This window comes from Vicinamibacteria bacterium (assembly GCA_035570235.1).
Lineage (GTDB): Bacteria > Acidobacteriota > Vicinamibacteria > Fen-336 > Fen-336 > DATMML01.
In genome coordinates this window covers 1-15,377 of the sequence record DATMML010000080.1, presented here as the reverse complement: position 1 = coordinate 15,377, position 15,377 = coordinate 1, and the positions used below count along the sequence as shown (strand labels likewise).

General features: G+C 67.5%; 12 protein-coding genes. 7 read left to right on the top strand and 5 right to left on the bottom strand.

All coding sequences use genetic code 11. From position 1 onward, the window contains the following. Positions 1–154 precede the first annotated feature (154 nt). Together VN461_14200 and VN461_14195 are read left to right on the top strand one after the other, a co-directional pair. The gene (locus tag VN461_14200) at positions 155–2,086 is read left to right on the top strand and encodes a DUF6600 domain-containing protein (protein ID HXB55934.1); all 1,932 of its coding nucleotides are present in this window, start codon (positions 155–157) and stop codon (positions 2,084–2,086) included. Between the two features lie 106 nt (positions 2,087–2,192). Continuing rightward, a complete protein-coding gene (locus tag VN461_14195; protein HXB55933.1) occupies positions 2,193–3,167 on the top strand; it encodes a hypothetical protein in 975 nt (324 codons plus the stop codon). Between the two features lie 92 nt (positions 3,168–3,259). On the opposite strand, the gene VN461_14190 is transcribed toward VN461_14195, so the two are convergent. From VN461_14190 to VN461_14180, 3 genes are all read right to left on the bottom strand, one after another. Continuing rightward, entirely contained in the window at positions 3,260–3,796 is a 537-nt protein-coding gene (locus tag VN461_14190) for a methylated-DNA--[protein]-cysteine S-methyltransferase (GenBank protein ID HXB55932.1), read from the bottom strand. Then, positions 3,793–5,364 carry an AlkA N-terminal domain-containing protein gene (locus VN461_14185; GenBank protein ID HXB55931.1) on the bottom strand — a complete coding sequence of 524 codons (1,572 nt, stop codon included), beginning with the start codon at positions 5,362–5,364 and terminating at the stop codon, positions 3,793–3,795. Before VN461_14185 ends, VN461_14190 begins: the two co-directional genes overlap by 4 nt. 155 nt (positions 5,365–5,519) lie before the next feature. Beyond that, positions 5,520–6,506, bottom strand: a complete 987-nt coding sequence (locus VN461_14180; GenBank protein ID HXB55930.1) for an aldo/keto reductase — start codon at positions 6,504–6,506, stop codon at positions 5,520–5,522. Between the two features lie 237 nt (positions 6,507–6,743). On the opposite strand from VN461_14180, the gene VN461_14175 reads away from it, so the two are divergent. Together VN461_14175 and VN461_14170 are read left to right on the top strand one after the other, a co-directional pair. Continuing rightward, entirely contained in the window at positions 6,744–7,319 is a 576-nt protein-coding gene (locus VN461_14175; protein ID HXB55929.1) for a hypothetical protein, read from the top strand. A gap of 3 nt (positions 7,320–7,322) precedes the next feature. Further along, positions 7,323–8,693 carry an APC family permease gene (locus VN461_14170; GenBank protein ID HXB55928.1) on the top strand — a complete coding sequence of 457 codons (1,371 nt, stop codon included), beginning with the start codon at positions 7,323–7,325 and terminating at the stop codon, positions 8,691–8,693. 34 nt (positions 8,694–8,727) lie between these two features. Here the strand turns inward: VN461_14170 and VN461_14165 are convergent, their stop codons facing one another. Then, the gene (locus VN461_14165; protein HXB55927.1) at positions 8,728–10,980 is read right to left on the bottom strand and encodes a hypothetical protein; all 2,253 of its coding nucleotides are present in this window, start codon (positions 10,978–10,980) and stop codon (positions 8,728–8,730) included. A 189-nt stretch (positions 10,981–11,169) separates the two neighbouring features. Beyond that, complete coding sequence (locus tag VN461_14160) at positions 11,170–11,661, bottom strand: peroxiredoxin (protein ID HXB55926.1); 492 nt, start codon at positions 11,659–11,661, stop codon at positions 11,170–11,172. A gap of 80 nt (positions 11,662–11,741) precedes the next feature. Here VN461_14160 and VN461_14155 point away from each other — a divergent pair, with 80 nt between their 5' ends. The 3 genes from VN461_14155 (at position 11,742) to VN461_14145 (ending at position 15,136) form a co-directional block, all read left to right on the top strand. Next, positions 11,742–13,526 carry an amidohydrolase family protein gene (locus VN461_14155; GenBank protein ID HXB55925.1) on the top strand — a complete coding sequence of 595 codons (1,785 nt, stop codon included), beginning with the start codon at positions 11,742–11,744 and terminating at the stop codon, positions 13,524–13,526. Between the two features lie 175 nt (positions 13,527–13,701). Beyond that, a complete protein-coding gene (locus VN461_14150; protein HXB55924.1) occupies positions 13,702–14,133 on the top strand; it encodes an SRPBCC family protein in 432 nt (143 codons plus the stop codon). A 157-nt stretch (positions 14,134–14,290) separates the two neighbouring features. Then, positions 14,291–15,136 carry a hypothetical protein gene (locus tag VN461_14145; protein HXB55923.1) on the top strand — a complete coding sequence of 282 codons (846 nt, stop codon included), beginning with the start codon at positions 14,291–14,293 and terminating at the stop codon, positions 15,134–15,136. Positions 15,137–15,377: the final 241 nt, after the last annotated feature.

Sequence of the window (15,377 nt, the reverse complement as noted above, 5' to 3'; positions counted from 1 at the left end):
GGGGCCGTCCTCGGGAGAGGCCGGCCGATTGCACTCGCGGAACAGCCTAACCTCAATGTTTGCCTAGTGATAGCTCTGTAGCCCCCCGAGCTTCCGGGAGGGAACGCTGTTTGCTATTGTGGGGGGAGCGTTTCGTACTCTGATAGGGGGCTTCATGCAACTTCGATGGCCGTCTCTTCTTCTTCTTCTCACCGCGGCCTCGATCTGCGTGGCCGCGACGGGCTCCGCCGACCCGCCCGATCGAGTCGCCCGTCTCAGCTACGTCGACGGCTCGGTTTCATTCCAGCCCGCGGGCATCGAGGAATGGGTCCCGGCCACACACAACTACCCGCTGACTACTGGCGACCACCTCTGGACCGACCGAGGCTCTCGGGCCGAGCTGCGCACCGACTTCGGTGCCCTTCGGCTGGGGTCGGAGACCGAAGTCTCCTTCCTGAACCTCGACGACCGAACCACCCAGATCCGCCTCGCCCAAGGCTCCCTCAACGTGGGGGTTCGGGACCTCGGCGAGGACGAGGCGATCGAGGTGGCCACGCCCAATGGCGCCATCACCCTGATGCGGCCCGGCGAGTACAGGGTTGACGTGAACCCCGACGGCGAGGAGACCACGGTGACCGTGCGCCGGGGTGAGGCCGAGTTCACGGCCGCGGGCTCCGCGGTCCCGGTACGCTCGCAGGAGTCCATGATCGTCTCCGGCCTCGATGAGTCAAACTATGATGTGCTCGAGGCCAGCCCCCGGGACTCCTGGGAGGATTGGTGCGACCGGCGGGACCGGGCCTTGGAACGCTCGGTCTCGACTCGCTACTTGTCGCCCGCCACCATTGGTTATGAGGACCTCGACGCCTACGGCCAGTGGCGCGAGGAGGCCGGGTATGGACCGGTGTGGGTGCCGACGGGGGTGGCGGTCGGGTGGGCGCCCTACCACTACGGCCATTGGGCCTTTGTAGCGCCGTGGGGCTGGACCTGGATCGACGACGCCCCCTGGGGCTTCGCGCCCTTCCACTACGGCCGCTGGGCCCATGTGGGCGGGTATTGGGGGTGGGTGCCAGGGACGATCGCGGCGCGGCCGGTCTACGCCCCTGCGCTCGTTGCCTGGGTGGGCGGCAGCAGCTGGCACGCGTCGCTCTCGCTCGGCGGGGGTGGCGTAGCTTGGTTCCCCCTCGGCCCCCGGGAGGTCTACGTGCCGCCCTACCCGGTGAGCCAAACCTACGTGCGCCAAGTCAATGTCACCCACGTCAACGTCACGAACATCAACATCACCAACATCAACACCGTCAACACCCGATATGTGAATCAGGGCGTACCGGGCGGGGTCACCGCGGTGTCGCGCGAGACCTTCGTCACCTCTCGCCCGGTGGCCGTCTCGGCGGTGGCCGTACCGCCCCAGGCCCTGGCGGCGGCCCCCGTCTTGGCTCGCCCCGTGAACGCTCAACCGCAGAGGGAGAGCGTGCTTGCGCGGCCCGTGGTGGCTTCGGCGGTGGCCCAACCCCCGGCCAGGGTCGCGAACCGTCCCGTGGCCGCGCACCGAACGCCACCCCCACCGCCGGCACCGTTCTCAGCGACGGGGGGAACGGCGGCGTCCGCTACCCACCCTCTCGTCCGCACTGTCGGCCCCCGCGCTGCGGAGGGCGGTTCTCCCGGCCTGCGACCGGCACGAGCGGGTGTCCGTCCCCCGCAGCCGGTAGCGCGCCCCTTGAGCCCGGCCGCAGCTCCCGGTCATTCGGAGGCGCCGGCCACGTCGGGAAGGCCCCACGCGCGTGACGCGGAGGAGGAGGTCTCCGCTCCTCCCCGCTCCCGCACCGCGGAGCCCTCCTCCTCCGCCCGGCCTGGCGCCCACCCCACTGCGCCGGATGCCCCCCCTCCACCCCCGCGCACGCGCGCGACGGGCAGAGAGGAAGCGTCCCCTCAACATGAGGGCACCGCCCACCCGGATGCCGGAAGGCCGCCCAAGGCGGAGGCCGCCCCCCATGGAGGGGGCCCACCCCCAAAGCCGGCCGCTACCCCCGCGGCGCGCAAGGAGGAGAAGAAGCGCGAGGAGAAGAAGCACGAGGAAAAGAAGGATAAAGAGAAGGAGAAGGAGAAGTAAGGACCACCTAGGCACGAAAAGCCGGCTCTCGACGGGCGCTGGGACCGGTGCTGGTCGCGGAAGCATCGCGGGTGGCAGCGTTGCCTGGGCGTGGAGGTAGACTCGTTTGCGGGTAGTCGAGCCGGAGCTACCTCCCGTCTGGGGACGCGGCCTTTCCTGGATCGAGACCCACCGCGGGTGCTTCGCTCTTCCCCCAGGCCCTCCCGATCTCGACGACCTGTTCCCCCTCAAGGTGCTTGCCGAGCTAGCCCGAATCACGGAGGTGCTCGCCCGGAGCCCCCGGCTTTCCGCCGACGTGCGGGAGAGAGTGACCGCCCTGTCACGGTTTGCCTGGGAACAGTTCGGGGAGGGCCGCCTCTTCACGACGCTCTTGTCCGCTCGACCCTATGTTGTCCTCGGGACCATGTACTCGATCTTTGAGCGCCTTGGGTTTGTCCACGCCGAGACGCGAGCCCTCCTCGCGCAGCTGTCAGGACCGGGTGGTGTCTCGGTCCGGCAGTTCCCGCCGCGCGGCGCGCCCGGGATGAGTGCACCCGCGCCGTTCGGGAAGGACGGGGCGGCGGTGCTCGCCCTCGGCCTCGCCCTGGCCTGGCGCCAGATGGGTCTCCCCTCCCCCTGGTCAGAGGAGAAGCTGCTCCCCCTCACCTGGCTCAGCCATCGGCCCCCGGTGGCGACCCTCTCCGACGCTGAGGCCTACAGCCTCACCCACGTGGTCTTCTTCATGACGGACTTCGGGGATCGGCCGGAAGGGCTGGATCGCGAATGCCGGCAGTACCTGCGCGAGCGCTGTCCGGTCTGGATGGAAGCCCTACGGCGCGGGGTAAACCTCGACCTGTACTCGGAGCTGGCCACGGTCCTGGCCTGCATCGGGGAGACCCTCCCGCCAGAGGTGGAAACGCTGCTCCGCGACGCCCAGGCGGACGACGGAATGCTGCCGGGCCCCGGCTTCCGCTCGCAACGCCGCCTCGATGCCACGGCGGATCCGGATCGGCGGCTCTTCCTCGAGAACTATCACACGACCCTGGCGGGGATCCTGGCGTCGTTCGCGGCCACGGTGGGGCTGGTCGGCAGGCGACCCTAAGGATGCGCCTGCTTGCTCCTGATGCCGTGCGGCGGCGCGCTCCGGCAGCGAGGAACGCAAGCCTCGCTGCGCGCTCAAGGCTCCCGTGGAAATCAGGCCCGCTTTCTGCCCGCACTCCCGTCATCGACTCGAGACGCGGCCGACCAGAGGCTCTCGGCAAGGGCACCCTCGAGCTCCAGGAGTTTGCGCTTGGTCGACAGGCCACCCCCAAATCCGGTCAGGGACCCCGCCGCCCCAATTACGCGATGGCAAGGGATGATGATGGGGATGGGGTTTCGGCCGTTCGCCGCGCCCACCGCCCGCGAGGCCGTCGGCTTCCCGATGCGCTGCGCCAGCCCGCCGTAGGAGAGGGTCTCCCCGTAGGGAATGGTCAGGAGCGCTTGCCAGACCAGCTTCTGGAACGCCGTTCCCTCCGGCGCTAGGGGCAGATCGAAGCGGCGCAACGTGCCCGCGAAGTAGCCCTTCAGTTGACTAAGGGCGTCCCGAAAGGGCGTCTCGCTCCGTTCCCAGCCAGCCTCCGGCTTCTGGGGACGGGGGCCTTTGGGGAAGGCAACGAGACGCAAGGAGGTCCCATCACCGGCGAGCAGCAGCTCGCCCACCGGAGTCGAGACGTGGCAGTAAAACATCATGCCTCCATGTATCGTGGCTTCGCTCTTTGGGGGACCCCCTGCGAAGCCGGGAAAGGCGCGTCCGGTTTTCTCATCGTCCGCTTGGCCCCCCGGGTCGACATATCGGCGGCCTCGCGCCAGAGGTACATGGCCGCGTACGCCCGCCAGGGCCGCCAAGCATCGGCCCGCTCCCACAATCGGGCCCGCGGGAGGGCGACCCCATTCCCCGCCGTCTGGCGCAGGACGAGATCATCGGCGGGAAAGGCATCGGGCTCCCCGAACGCCCGCATGGCGACGTACTGTGCGGTCCACTCTCCGATGCCTTTCACGCGCAGGAGGGCTTCCGTGATGTGATCGGTCAGAACCGAAGTAGCGAGGTCGACCTCGCCCCTCAATACGGCCCGGGAGAGCCCTCGAATGGCGGCCGCCCGCGCGGCGGGTAGACCGGTAATGTTCGCTTCCGCCAACACCTCCGCGCCCGGAAAGACGTGGCTGAGGCCTCCCCGATCGGGCAGGGTGAGCGGCTCGCCATATTGGCGCGCCAAGCGTCCCGCCAACGTCGAGGCCCCACTGACGGTGACCTGCTGGCCGAGAATGGCGCGCACGGCCAGCTCAAAGCCGTCCCAGGCGCCCGGCAACCTCAGCCCGGGGTACTTCCTCACGAGCGGCGCCAGCAGCCGGTCCCGACGGAAGTGCCGGGCCACGGCGGCGGGATCGGCTCCCAGATCGAACATGGCGCGCACTCTGGTTACAATCCGGAGCAGAAGCGACGGTGCCGAAAAGCAAATTCGCGCCTCCACGGCATGGGCGCGGGGCAGGGGCCGCACCTCCAGAGTGCCCTGCGACCCCTGGATCGCGAACGTTCGGCGATACGTCCCTGCGCGCACCTCTTCCACGCCGAGAATCGACCGCGCGGCCAAGAACGCGAGAAGCGAGTCCCAGTCAAAAGGGGGCCGATATCCTAGCCGGAATACATACTGCCCCTCTGCCGCCCTCGGCCAAGCGGTTCGGATCCGGCGCAGCTTCGATGGCGCGCGGCGGTACTGCCGCTGGAACGTGTCGTTGAACCGGCGGATGCTCTGGAAACCGGACGCGCGGGCAACTTGGTTCATGGGAAGGTCGGTGTCGCTGACGAGCTGCTTTGCGAACTCCAGCCGCCGCGTCTGGGCCACGGCGACGGGCGGCGCCCCGAGGTGACCGAGGAACAGCCGGTGGAGATGGCGGGCGCTCACCCCCAGCCGCCCGGCCAGGTCCTCTACGCTCCCCTCATCGAGCGCCCCCTGCCCGATCAGTCGTAAGGCCCGGCTGACCGTGGCCGCGGTGCCATTCCAAGCCGGCGTTCCGGGAGCGATCTCGGGACGGCACCGCAGGCAGGGCCTAAAGCCAGCCTGAGCCGCCCCCGCGGCAGATGAAAAATACCGCACGTTCTTGCGCTTGGCCGTCGGGGCCGGGCAGATAGGCCGACAATAGATGCCCGTGGACAAGACGCCGATGAAGAACCGACCGTCATAGCGAGGGTCCCTCGCGAGGCGCGCGCGCTCGCAGACGAGCTCGTCCAAGACCGCGGCCTCACCCTCGAGATCCGGCATGACAGGGCCATCCTACCCCAGCTCCCTGCGACGGACTGGCCGTTTTCGGACATCATTGCTGAACCCCTCTCCGCGGCGGCCGGAGAGCCCGATGGGGAGGTCTGGCGGAAAGATCGGCGCCGCTGCGCTGCCCGGCTGGCCGCGCCGCCTGAAGATCAACTCGGCAGGGTGAAGAATCCCGCGATCCGCTCCGCATCCTCGGTCGAGAGCCCCACCTTGAGCGCCGCCAATGCGGGCTCCAGATGGGCCGGACGTCGCGGTCCGATGATGGCCGCGGTCACGACGGGATGCTGGAGCATCCAGGCCATGGCCAGGGTTGAGAGGTCAATGCCTCGCGACCGGGCTTCGTCCGCCAGCGCGGAGAGACCCCGAAAGACGGCGTCTTTCTCCAGGTGCCGATATGGCTCGGGCCGAAGCGTCATACGGGATCCGGGCGGATAGGAACCCTCGGCCTGGTACTTCCCCGTGAGCCAGCCGCCCGCCAGCGGGCTGAAGGCCGTGAAGCCCAATCCCTGGTCCGCACAGAGCGGGAAGACTTCGCGCTCGGGCGACCGGTCCAGTAGGCTGTAGGAGTTCTGGACCCACTCGAACCGGTTCAGGCTCTCCCGATCGCTGATCCACAAGGCCCGAGCCAGGCGCCAGGCTTCAATGTTGCTGGCGCCGATGTAGAGGACCTTGCCCGAGCGGATCAGGTCGTCGAGGGCGCGGCAGGTCTCATCGAGCCGGGTCTCCGGGTCGGGCTCGTGGATCAGGTACAAATCCAACCGATCCGTCCGCAGCCGGGACAGGGTGGCGTCGATCTGCCGCGCAATGTGGCGGCGGGAGAGGCCGCGATCGTTTGGACCTGGCCCAACGGCGTTGAACACCTTCGAACTCAGGAGAAGCTGATCCCGCACGTGGGATCCTTTTCCATCCAACCAGCGCCCGATGAAAGTCTCGCTTCGACCGCCCCCATAGGCGTCGGCGGTGTCGAAGAAGTTAATGCCCGCATCGAAGGCCAGATCCATCAGCGCAAACGCTTCCGGCTCGCTCTCGCCCATTCCGTAAAACTCGGGCGCCGACCCCACGCCCCCGAAGTTGCCGCAGCCGAGGCCGAGTCGCGAGACCTTCAACCCCGTCGTTCCCAGTCGCCGATATTCCATGCCGTTTCCTCGCGCTCACCGCCGGGTTTTCCCCCGGGACCGGGATGAGGTGCTTTTCTGAGAGCGTACTCGAAAGTCGGACAGCCCTGCCAGCCGCTCAGGACCCCGACTCCGGTACGGCCGCCGGTATAATGTGGCGCCGTTTGGGTACTGCCCCCGTCCTGCCCGGAGGCCTTTATGCTCTCGTGGAGCCCGATCCGCTCCTCCCTGTTGGGAATGGGATGTCTCCTAGTCTCCTTGACCCCCGCCAGGCCCTGGAGCATCCACGAAGCCGATGCAGGCGCTTCGACGACCCCGACTGTCGTCTTCGAGAACGAAAGAGTCAAGGTCATCAGGGCTGGCACGGGGCTCGGCCTTTCCTCCCACCCGGCGGCGGTGGTGGTATTCCTCGACAACGGCGAGGCCCGCTGGTCGGAGGACCTGCCGCCGGGGGTCGGTGAGAAGCGTCCGTTCATCATCGTGGAACCCAAGGGTCCGTCCGGCTCGCGGACCAGTCCCGCCGGACCGGGCGCCCTGGGCCCTCTGGGCGCGCCGCCCCCCGGCTTCAGCTTCGATCCGCTGTTCGAGAACGATCGCGTGCGGGTCATCCGTGGTCGCATGGAGGCGAATGCACAGGAAGGCCCCCACACCCACGCCTCCGACATCGTCCTGGTTCACCTGTCCGGTGGCACCATCGAGGATACGGCGGAGGGCAAGACGAAGATCAACCGCTGGAAGCCGGGAGACGTGGAATTCGAGGCCCGGGGGTCGAGCCATTCGGCCCGCAACCGCGGTCCCGCGGTCCTAGCCGTGCTCGTCACCCTCAAGCCCTGAGAGATGACGGGGACCTCCCCCAACCAGGTCCGCACGCGCGCCGCCTCCGCGGGCGGCTTGATGCGCGTCCTGGGGATCGGCTTCGGCCTGGCCGTCATCATCGGCAGCACCCTCGGCATCGGGATCCTCCGCACGCCCGGTCTCGTTGCCCGCGAGCTTGGGTCGCGGGGGAACATTCTCCTCGTCTGGCTAGTGGGTGGCGTCTACACCCTGCTCGGCTCCGTGTGTCTGGCCGAACTCGGCACCGCTCTCCCCCAGGCCGGCGGCTACTATGTCTACGCGCGCCGGACTTTCGGCGACACCGTCGGCTTCGCGGTGGGCTGGACGGACTGGCTCACCTATTGCGCCGTTCTCGGATATGTGTCCATCGGGATCGGCGAGTTCTCGACCGTGCTTCTTCACCTGCCCGACCCGGCCGCCAAGGGCATCGCCGTCGCGGCCCTCCTGTCCTTCACGGCCCTTCAGTGGGCGGGGGTGCGGGTGGGGAGTCAGTTCCAGCAGGTGACCACCGCGCTCAAGTCCCTGGCATTCCTCGCTCTCGTGGTGGCCTGCTTCATCCATGCCGCGCGGTCGCCCGCCCTCGTCACGGGTGCCAGTCCGTTGACGCTGAATCGGCCGGCCCTTTTCGGCATGGTGGTGGCTCTCCAGTCTGTGGTCATCACCTATGCCGGGTGGCAGAGCGCTCTGTATTTTGCGGAGGAGGACCGCGACCCGCGGCGCACCTTACCAATGTCGATGATCGGCGGAGTCCTCTCTGTAATCGTGGTCTATCTGCTCGTCAACGTCGCCCTCCTCTCGGTTCTCCCCCTCCCGGTCCTCTCCCAGTCCACGCTGCCCGCGGCCGTGGCCGCCCAAGTCGTCTTCGGCGGACGGGGCAACCAAATCATCACCCTGCTGTCCCTCGTTTCCTTGCTGCCGCTCATCAACGCCATCATGATGATTGGCACCCGTATTCTCTTTGCCCTTGGCAGGGACGGCCTCTTGTGGCGAGGCTCCGCGGCGGTCTCTGACCGGGGCACGCCGACGCGGGCCGCACTCGTGACGACGGGGGTGGCGGTCGCTCTGATCTTGAGCGGGACCTTCCAGAAGCTGGTCGCGGTGGCATCCTTCTTCCTCGCCGCGAACTACTGCGTGTGCTGTCTCGCCCTCATCGTCCTGCGGCGGCGGGAGCCACTCCTGGACCGGCCGTTCCGGGCGTGGGGGTATCCGTGGTCGGCGGGAATTGTGCTGGCCGGCGCCACGCTCTTCCTCGCGGGTGTGATCGTGGGTGACACCCAGACGGCACTCGTCGCGGTCGGCCTGCTCGTGGTGGGCCTGCTTGCGAGGCTCTGGGTGTCGAGGCGGATCAAAGCCGCCCCGACCTCGCGCAACTAGCCCGTTGCCGCGGGGAGGAACCCCTGACCCGTGCTCAGGATGCGGTGGCCGCTCGGGGCGGCGAGGTGTCGGGGACCGAGAGCCCGGCCGTGATGGCCTTGCCGGCCAACCATTGGAAGCGTTCACGGGCCTCGGGGGGCAACGCGCGCATTCCTCGCGCCACCAGTCCGAGCGCCTCACGGTCCTCGAACGGGAGCGTGACACGGTGGCGCCGCAGAAGGTCGTATTCGTAGAGACGGTCCCTCTCGTCGGGATGGAGCGGGGCGAGCATCCCGGTGCGCAGGGCCTTCAGCTCCTGGGCTTCCTCCGCCGTCAGCGCCGCCCTCCCACGGTCCAGCGCATCGTGGGCGCGTGCGAACACCTCGGGAGGGTCAAGGAGGCCGGCTAGGCTCTTGGACATCACGAGCTCTATGGTCTCGGGGGCGAGGTGGGGCAGCTGCTCATTGGCGGCCTGGAGCGCCGCGCGGATCGCGGCCGACGGCTCCTCCGCCCGGCTCGGGACCGTCGGGCGCACGCGTTCGTCGATTTCGAGGAACATCATTCGAGAGAGCTGGGCTGCCCTCGGGAGCCAGATCTCCCAGGTGTTGGCGGCGACGATCCCCCCGGCCACCAAACCGGCGAGCAGCGTGGCGCGCTTCGTCCAAAGCCAGGCAACGTCGAAGAAGCCGGGACCCTCAAAGACGTCGTCGTAGACGGGCTCGACTTCCTCCTCCTCGATCTTGGCCAAGCGGAGCGCGGGGAGCTCGTTGAGGGTGGCCGGTGGCTTCAAGGGGGTGCGCAGAGCCCGGCCGAACGGATCAGGCATCGCACTCTCGTCGGAGGAGGGCGGTTGGGGGACGGGTCTCGGCCGGTTGAGGCGGGGCGCCCACCCACGGACGCGATCGCTCCAGCCCGGAGCCGCCTGGCGAAGCGTCGCTAGGAGTTCCGTCACCATCGAGACGGCTTTGCCCGCTGCATGGGCCAAGCCGGCGCGGAGCCGGGCGACGAGCCGCTCACGCGCAGGGACTTCGTCATCAAGCAGCTTTAGCGGGATGATCGGGAGCTCGCTGTCCGACGGCGGCCGCGCAGAGGCGCCCCGCGTCAGCACCGGCCGTGTAGCCAGACTCCGCCCGCCGGCCAGAAGCCTGGCCCAACGGGAGGAGAGGTCTTTCCGAGACGCGAAATCATCAAGGGTTCGCCCGAAGTGAGCGAGCAGGCGGCTGAAGCGATCGAGCCACCTATTGACGCGAGGGCCCCAGGGGGGCGCTAGACCCAGAAAGAAGGTTTCCGAGCGTGGCCTCGGCTCGACCCGCTCGACCTCAGCCGTCACTAGAGGCGCGGCCGCGGGGAAGGGCTTGTTGTCATCGAGGGGCTTCAGGCCGATGACGGAGGCGTCCACCTCGGGCGTCGATTCCGAAAGCGCTGATCCGTCGGGCGGGGTATCTGTGTCATCCGCCAGGACCTGTACCTGCGCCACCCGGCGTAGAGGGGTCTCCCAAGGCCCCCTCCGCCTCCGGCCAACCGTTGTCCGGGGCGGCTCCTCCTCTCCCAAGGGCTCCAACGAGATGACCGGGGCATTGGTCTCACGCCACCCAGGGCGTCCTACAGATCCAGGGGGCGGGGCCGCCGCCTCCTCCGCCAACGCGTGCAGGTTCAGGACTTCGGCCGGCAACGATTCCGGAAGCGCACTGGCCAACCCCGGGGCAGCGCTGAAGCCCGGCGTCTCCGCGTCTACGAACGGCTCAGATAGGGTGATCGGGTCCTCTTCCACGGGCACCGAGGGGGGGGACAGGGAGTCAAGGGCCGCCGGCTCCTCGGACACCCAAATGCTCGGCGGCTCGGGGATGGAGCGCAGCGGCTCCGCCTGAGCGCTCTCGAGTGAGACTTCGACTTCTTGGGAGGCTTCGGGTTCGCTCGGGAGCGGCTCTACGGGGGCGGGCGGCTCGGCGTCCAGCGTCGGGGAGCCGGAGCTAGATTCGAGGACGGGGGCAACGATCTCATCCGTGGGGACGCGCCGGGGCGGGGGTGGGATGAGGGGCAGTTCGCGGGACGGGCGAGCAGGCGGGAGGATCCCGTCGTCCTCCAGCAGCGTACGGTGGACGCTGGCGATCTCCCCGGAGGGTTTCGAGCTCCACCAGGGTGAGTTGGCCCTTCGCTCTTCTAGGAGGAACTTCTTCAGCGACAACCAGCGGTCGGAGCCGACGGGCTGCACCATCGCCTTGCCGTCGACCACCCAACTGCTGAGAGCGTCGTGGTCTACCACCAGGAGGGTGCCGTCGCTAAGGCGAAGCTTGTACCGCTGAAGCATTTCTGGACCGCCGGGCCCGGCTCATCCTGGTGCCGGTACACCCTTCCTTCAGTGAGCACCGTCACACCGGCACTCATCTAAGGTCTTTTCCCAAGGCAGCGAGAACCGCCCGGTCGGGTCGCTGCGGGGGCGGGACCCAAGATTGTCCGATTTGGAGCCAATCGGACCGCCCGGCTCCGGCTCTGCTACCTAAGGGGCATGGGGCTTGGCGCAGGCGCCGAGGGCACCGGCGGGATCGAGGGCGTCTTTCCCCTCAAACACGGCCTTCACCTTCCCGTCGCGGTCAATCACGAATGTGACGCGGCTTGCGTACCCCCCCTCGTTCCAAACGCCGTAGGCTTTCGAGACGGTGCCGTCAGCGTCGGCCAAGAGCGGAAATGGCGCCTTCAGGGACTCCGAGAACTTCACTTGGGTCTCCTGATTGTCCATCGAGACGCCCAGTACCTGGGCGGTGCCGGCGAACTCGGAATAACGATCCCGATACGCCGACATTTCCTTCGTTCAGCCGGCGGTGAAGGCCTTAGGGAAGAAGGCGAGCACCACCATCGTCTTGCCCTTGAAGGCGGCCAGAGACACCGCCTGCCCGCCCGGACCGGGCAAGCTGAAGTTGGGGGCCGTGTCGCCGACTTGGGGCCTCTCGCCGGCGGTAGCAAGCGCGACCAGCAGGAGTAGGATTTCCATAAGCTGAACCCTATCATGGTCCGGGGTTGGCCGGGAGGAGCCAAAGGCTCCCGGCTCATCTCGTCCAACAAGGAGGCTCCATGGGACATTCGTGCCTCGCTCTCACCCTCGCGTTTCTAGGCGTAGCGCCGTGGCTGGGCTCCGCAGACGATGCCGCCGTGGATCTCGGGGCCGCCCGCAGCCTGTTCGAAAAGAATATCGACGCCATTCGCCGGCGAGACCGCGAGGCCTACTTGGCCTGCTACCACCGCAGCGACCGCCTCGCTCGCGGTGGGCCCACGGGGTTTGTCACCGGCTTCGAAGAGTTCGTGAAGGCGGCCGGGGAGCGTTGGCCGGATGTGATCGAAGCCAGCGACCTACACCTCGTGCCGGTTCAGGCGGGTGTCGTCTACGGCACCTACCGCTACCGAGTCCGCTACGGCAGAGAAGAACACACAGGGATCTCGGAGCGCTTGTTCACGAAGACCCCGGAGGGCTGGAGGGTGGCGGTCACGGGAGCGATAGACGCGCCGCCCGGCACCCCCCCACCGCCGCGGGCCCTGGTGGGCGCGACCCTCATCGACGGGCGCGGGGGCCCGCCGGTGCCCACCGCGACGGTCGTGCTGCGCGGCGGCAAGATCGATTGTGCGGGCAGCGCGGCCCAGTGCCCCCTCCCCGAGAACGTCGGCGTCACCGACCTCAAAGGGCTGTGGCTCACGCCGGGCCTGATCGACGCTCACGTCCACTTTTCACAGACCGGATGGGCGGATGGGCGCCCCGATGCCCTTGATCTACGCGCCGCTCATCCCTATGAGACGGTTGAAGCGGACCTCCGCAAGCATCCCGATCGCTTCGGCCGGTCGTATCTCTGCTCCGGCGTCACCGCGGTGTTCGACGTCGGGGGCTACCCCTGGACATTGCAGCTCCAAGACCGATACGCGCAGGACACGCTGATGCCCCACGTGGTCGCGGCCGGTCCCCTCCTCTCCACCCTCGATCATTGGCTGACCCTGCCCGGAGAGCGCCAGTTCCTGCCCCTGACCAGCGAGACCGCCGCCCGCGAGGCCGTGCGCTACTTGAGTGCGCAAGGGGCGCACGCGGTGAAACTCTGGTACATCGTCCGGCCGCCGACCCTGACCGTCGAGGCATCGGAGAAAGCGGTTATGGCCGCGGGTGACGAGGCACGCCATATGGGCCTCCCGTTGATCGTCCACGCCACGGGCCTCGCGGAGGCGAAGGTGGCCCTGCGGGCGGGGGCAAAGCTCCTGGTCCACAGCGTTTGGGACGTACCCGTCGATCAGGAGTTTCTAGACCTGGCCCGTCAGCAGGGCACGATCCTGAGCCCCACTCTGACCGTGGGTCGCGGATATGTTCGGATGTTCCGTGCCCTGATCGACCGGAAGGCTCCCAGCGTGGACGACCCGAACCACTGCGTGGACGAGGCGACCCTGGTCAAGGTAGCCTCCACCGCTGCACTCGAAGCCTCTCTCGTCGACGCGGCAAACGTTGAGGCTCGCGAGCACCGCGTGGTCCAGGATGAGAGGGTGGCGGCCTCTAACCTGCCCAAGCTGGTGGCCGCCGGAATCCCGATTGCCACCGGCACCGATGCCGGCAACCCCCTCACTCTCCACGGCCCCGCCATCTATGCGGAGATGGAGGCGATGCAATCCGCGGGGATGACGCCAATGCAAGTGATCGCCGCATCGACGGCCGTGGCCAGCCGCGCCCTGGGTCTCGAAGCCGAGATCGGCACCATTGAGAAGGGGAAGGCCGCGGACTTGATCGCGGTGAGCGGGGACCCCTCGCAAGATGTCCGCAATTTCCGGAAGCTGCGCTACGTTGTCCGCGGCGGCGAGCTGCGCACCCCCGAGGACCTGAAGCCGTGAATGCCGGCGCCCGCAAGCCACTACGGTTCGCCGCGTGTCGAGTCGAAGAGCCGTAGAATGCTGTGGCCGCCGTAGAACGGTGACATGCCGCCGACGAGGGCCCGCGAATGGTCAAGCTGAACGCGGCCGTCCCGGCTGATCTCGGGCCTTCGGCGGACGCGGGACGGGTAGCTCGATGAGACTACTGCAGCGTCGTTTCACAGTTCGCGCATCACCCGAGAAGGCATGGGCACACCTGGCTCGAGTCTCAGACTGGCCTAGTTGGGCCAGGCACATTCGCAGAGTCGACGTCACGCCTCTTGGCGCCCTCACGTCGCACTCGGAAGGCGTCATCAAGCTAACCAATGGTGTGCGTTCCACTTTTCGCATGGAGGAGCTGAACCCGGGTATCAACTGGAAATGGGTCGGCCCGTTCCTTTGGTTGACTGTGCATTACGATCATCGTTTCCACGGGATAGGCCCTGAACGAGTTGAACTAGAGTTTCTGGTCGACGGCGAAGGATGGGGAGTGGGCGTTTTTGGTCGGCTGTTTGCTGTCATCTATGCGTATGCGCTGAATCTGGACCGGGCGATCCCGCTCCTCGTGGCGGAGCTGCAGAAGCCGTGAGCTACCGCCGCCGCCGAAGAACTCGATGAGATCGCGGCGGCCGCCTCCATCCGCTCCGTTCGTTGGCGGCCGAGGCGAGGCCACGGCAGCTGCATTCGCGCACCGGCGCCGCAGCTCATCCAAGGGTTCGACAGACGCTCGGCTAAGCGCCACTGAGATGCGCGAGAAGCTCGCGCGAAAAGGAATCGACCTCGGTGGATTCCAGCAGAAGCAGGACGAATCACTTGGGCTTAAAGGCCAGGCGATCCGTGAACCTCGAGACGCTGAGCGCTTTCTTTCACATGTAGGACTCGCGCTTCGGTACGGCCCGACCAAGGGTCTGCCTCTTGCTAGCCTGTATCGCGCTTTCGCAGGCCACGAGCCGGACAAGGCGGCCCTCACTCGTGGCATCGCCCTCACCAATCGACTGTTGGGCGAGGCTTGCGCCATCGAAGTGCAGGTGGTCGCCGACCGAGTGACACTGATTCACCGTTCCGTGATGCCGTCACTTTACGCACTGCTTCGCCGCGGGCGCGCGTTGAATGATCTAACCGGTCTCAGCGTCGGCGCGCGGACCGCTTTCTCTCTCCTCCGTGAGAGAAAGGAGATAACGGCGGGCGACCTGCGCCAACACTTGGGCCTACCCTTCGACGCCCGGCGAGACCCAGCCTATGCCGCACTTGGGGAGCTCCAGCGCCTTCTCCTTGTGGATCGCGGGCCGTTCCAGATCCCCGAATCGGGGATCCCCTACTTAAGCAAAGAAGGATATCCCTACCACTTCTTTCATGAAGCCCACCCCGACCTAACCGAAGCCTCCAGCCGCTACTCGGTCAGTACAGCAGCAGAAGAGTTTCTGGCGGCCTACCTCAAGGGAGCCGTCTTTGCTCGAGTGCGCATGCTCGCAACCCTCTTCAAGGCTCTCCTCTCGTCGGAGGAGATCGAAGCGGGTGTGCAGCGTCTGGCAAGAAAACGGAAGATCGGAATGGGCACGAGTGGCCGCGACACGATCGTGTTCTCCACGTGAGATGCCCTCTGAACGTGCAACGGGGTGCCAGGAATGAGGCCTTGGATGAGCTGCCTAAATGCGTTGCAAAGGGGGCCCGGCTCGAATAGGGCCTCGCCGCTTGGTCCAGCGATAGAGGCGCGATGGCGGACGCTGCCTCGCCGGACAGCCCGGCCCCAGGAGCCGAGCGCACCAGCTTTGGCCAACGCATCCGTGATGCCGTCACGGATGCTCTGCGCTATTGGGAGCCACGACGCCTCGC